Raw genomic sequence first — 4,094 nt, forward strand, 5'->3', positions numbered from 1 at the left:
AAGAGAAGCTGCTTAGTAAACAAGCGAATGATGACAACTACCTTGAAAAACGCCGTAAGCACAACGAAACCAACAGGTTGATACAATCAACTAAAAAATCGCCATCATCACTTTCTTTCGAATAAACCAATACTAAGTTCCAAAGGGGAATTTTTATAAGCACGCGCTTTTCTTCAGGAAACGACCTATATCTTAAAACGCTAACTGCACTCTTATGAACCATCTTATAAGGATCGCTAAGAGCGAGAGAGAAAGCATCGAAGAACAAGTCAGGAAAGTTTTTTACAACTTCATACGGAATATTTTCCCATGCCTTAATAGCACTTGCCCTAACCAAAACACTTTCATCCATTAACGCCCCATACCAGTCAGATAGAACTAAGTTTAAACTACTGATTCCTGTGACCATTTTGGATATATGGGTAATCATACACCCGCGCATCTGCTCCTGGTTTTTAGGGAGGTTTCTATATAAACCTAGAAAATCTTCTATGCCCCGATTTCCCTTATGCTTAGCTCCAACTGCTGCGAGGTTAACTAGCGATGATTGTAAGGAGTTAATCGCACTCTTTTTGTTGTTCCGTTCTAGTTCGTTAAGAAACGAGTCAGCTACTTCAATGATATTTTCTTTGTCTATTTGCTCATATTTTTCCGTTAAAGTAGCAGCAGCACCGATTAGATCATCAAAATTTTCGTGTGCAAGTACTGAAAGCTCGTCACTTGTGTGTCTGAACGTGTCTAAGGCTTTATTTTTATAGTTGTCTGGGTGTTCAATGGCTGCCCACAGCAACCTTCTGAAAGCAATTTTATGAGCGCTACCAATTTCGGTATCTGAGCTCAAAAATCTTAAAGTCGAGTCGTAAATTCTATTTGATTCGTCTACTCCAACAGGGTCATTATCTGCCAAGTACTTTTGAATTGTCTCATCAGTTAATTCTGGTTGCTCAAATAGACATAACGAGACCGCCTTTCGAAGATAAAAGATAATACTGCTTTCTCTACGCTCATTTGGCAGCAATATGCGTCGACGCATTAATAAGGCTACAATGTCTCTCAAGAATTTGGAAAATAGAGCGCTATTGTTTAGACCGATCAAAACGCGTGTGGCTGTCTCTATTTTTCCTAGCTCTGTTCCCTTGAAAAAATCGCTTAGAATCTCATTTATGTGAACTTCCCTAGTCCCAAATAACCGTTTAAGTGGCTCAGAATCTATCGGCTTTGAATGACCAGAATACATTAGTGAGCTTGGAGGTGGCTCTGTAGCCAAAGAAGCAAAAACTCGGAGAGTGATTTTTAGCTGTTCTATGCTTAGCGCATATGAATTGTTCAGGACTACATTCACGACATCCGAAGATACAGAGTGTCTTTTAATCAAATATATAGCTACAGTGAGCTTATTTTTTTCATCTATAGGAGCCGCTATCAAAGCTTTTGCTGCATGGTGAGAGTAGGGTAGGTCTTCTCCTTCAACAGCCTGCAATAACAGCTCTACAATCGGAGGAGTAAAAACTTCAGGTGCTAGGTCGGCAAGCTTTTCAAGCCTTGGGTCATTATACTCAAGGTTATCAATGTCTAACTCATCTAACAGGTCAAGAACAAATGTCTCTTCAAAACTAAAGTTTGGCCGTAGTTCTGAGCGTTTGAGTTTACGTTCGCATTGAGCTTTCTTCTTAAGCTCAATGAGTTCAATCTCTCTTTTCTTCCTTTCCTCTGCTTTTTTAAGCCTTGGCTCAACAAACTCCAGAATGTTTGGGATGCTAACAGGTACTCTTTTGTCACAATCTGTACAGCATTTTTTGTAGAAGCTAAAGACACTATCTTCGAGCAACCAACAGTGCATAGAAGAATGCTTTGAATATTTACATTGCATTCCCATATGATCAATAGGTAAGCCTGTCTGAGCCTCGACGATCCCGAAACCGCCTGAACGGCTAATTTCAGCGTGTTCACACCAGTTTCTTAGCAACTTAAGAGTATTCGCGTTGTGCTGTCCAGCTTCAAAAGCACTGTGAATTCCATCATCAAAGTCGTCCAATGTTGATACTCCAGATATTGGTACTTGTTGATCTTATGTAGGTATCGCATTCGATTATGCAGGCGGTAGTATACTACAGAAAAATACCGATAACTTAATGAGCTACTCTCCTTTTGCAACATGATTTCAACAGGAAAGCCAAATGGTGACAGAATTGTCTAACTGGCGATTAAACACTTGGGGAAACAATGGGGGTTCCCAAAAATCAATATCATACCTTTAAGCGCTGAACTAACACATTTTGAGGCCAAAGCTTCTTAGTTCGTAAAACCTGAACCGCTCCTCAAACACATTTGCGTATTTTCTTGTTAGAGCAACCTGTCAGGTCAAGCCTCATTCTAGTTTGGAAACTGATAGATTGCCCGCTAACTAATCCGCGGTAGCATTACAATCATCTTCACTTATCTCTGTATCACGCTTCCTTTCTGGCGCATGTAATGCGTCCTGATAGGCAATTAGCTTTGCTCTAGTCTCAGCTAACTGCTCTTTCGCTTCCTCATACCTAACAGTTAACTCATCAACGCATGATTGAAGGCTTTCGTTTTCGTTTATCGCGAACTCCAGTTTCACTGTTACAGCAGTATGATCGTTTTGTAGTGCTGAAAGCTGTCCTTTCAGATCTTGGTGTGTACCTTGAAGTGTTTCGTATTTCTCTGCCGCTGCACTCAAGTTATTCGTAAGATGAAGGTTGTGCTGTAGTAGCTCAGAATTATTTTGTTTTGACTCAGCCAAATCACACTCTAATTCTTCAATCTTGTCTTCAAGGTGCTCTTTCTCTTCAACTTGCTTTTGTAGACGTTGTTCAACATCAGATAACTCTGCTTCTGCTTGCTCTTTTGCTTGATACATTAGGTTGTATTTTGCGTCGAGATCTCTGACACGAATCGCCATCATGGTTTCATAGTGCTCATGCGCTTTGTTATTTAGCATTGTCGTAATCTCACGAAGTGTGTTGCAAAGCTCTTCTTCCCGCTTAGCCAAGAGGTCTTGTAATTCAGCAGGAAGGTCATATGACAGAAAAGCAATGGTATCTTCGGACTCTTCTGAACCTAGAGAAGAGAATTCAGCAGAGATATGTCCACCTTTGAACAGGCGATCTAAGTCCGATTGAATTGCGGAAATTTTTCCTCGGCCTAATACTTCTTTTATGCTCCAACCCGAAGGCTTTTTTCCCTTGCTGATCAGCTGAGTAGCAATTTTGATGACATCGTCATCCGTATATGATTTTGGTCTAGCCATTTTTTACCCGCTTTTTAATTATTATTTTTAGGTTTGTTAGTTAGTGAAGTAAGTTAGTCACGCGAACTAACTTACTTATTCATTGAAGCTTCGGCTTCGATTGTAGTATTGGCCTTTTTAATAGCCTTAATTTCCCTGGAAATCCCTTGCGCTACCAAAGGAGGAAGTTCTAACGCGGCACTGAAAGCGGAATCAAGATACTCAATCTGTTTTGTTGCCATCTTTTGGTCACGAGCATTGATAGCAAGCAGCACTTTCTTAAACACACTGACCAACTTTGGCATGATAGCTTCTGTTAATTCTTTCGTTAGCTGAGATAGACGCGACTTTTGTGCCTGGAGCTCCGATACTTCTGTCATTACAGTATCTTTTTCAACTTGCAGCTCGCTGAGATTAATTTGTACTTCAGTGACTTCATCAAGTAACTTTTCAAACTGCCCTTCTAGTGACTGGGTATTTTCTAGCAACTTGTCATACTGTTGTTCTGCCGATTGAATCTTTGCTTGAGCAAGCTCTAATTGATGAGTGTAATGATTATGGCTACGTTCAGACTTGGGTAAGCTTGCTTCCCTGTCCATTTTCTTGCGAAGCTCTGACTTCTGCTCGGTTTCAGGTGCAAAGTCTGCTCTTAGCTCTTTACTTTTAAACAAGTGCTCGTTAGCGTAATCCAATACCATGCACTGAAAGTAGTGGCCGAATTTTTTGGTTAATTTTCTGCTTAGTTTCCCATCAGCAGGTAGCAACTCCTCATCGGGAAAACTAGAACTGATCTGCTCCAGTAAGACTGGACACCGCATTAAGCGACATATTGTTTTTCAAA

Annotated in this window: 3 protein-coding genes; all 3 read right to left on the minus strand. The window is 40.5% G+C overall.

The window, feature by feature from the left end:
- Positions 1 to 37 precede the first annotated feature (37 nt).
- The 3 genes from AB6D80_RS24320 to AB6D80_RS24330 all read right to left on the minus strand — a co-directional run bounded on the left by AB6D80_RS24320 (position 38) and on the right by AB6D80_RS24330 (position 4,071).
- Positions 38 to 2,035: a hypothetical protein gene (locus AB6D80_RS24320; RefSeq protein WP_372189867.1), complete on the minus strand. Its 1,998-nt coding sequence runs from the start codon at positions 2,033 to 2,035 to the stop codon at positions 38 to 40.
- 369 nt (positions 2,036 to 2,404) lie between these two features.
- Positions 2,405 to 3,274 (minus strand): hypothetical protein, encoded by an 870-nt coding sequence (locus AB6D80_RS24325; protein ID WP_372189869.1) that lies wholly within the window; start codon positions 3,272 to 3,274, stop codon positions 2,405 to 2,407.
- 71 nt (positions 3,275 to 3,345) lie between these two features.
- Positions 3,346 to 4,071, minus strand: a complete 726-nt coding sequence (locus AB6D80_RS24330) for a hypothetical protein (RefSeq protein ID WP_372189871.1) — start codon at positions 4,069 to 4,071, stop codon at positions 3,346 to 3,348.
- Positions 4,072 to 4,094: the final 23 nt, after the last annotated feature.

The sequence above is a fragment of the Vibrio sp. 10N.247.310.17 genome (genome assembly GCF_041466605.1).
Classification (GTDB): Bacteria; Pseudomonadota; Gammaproteobacteria; order Enterobacterales; family Vibrionaceae; genus Vibrio; species Vibrio tasmaniensis_A.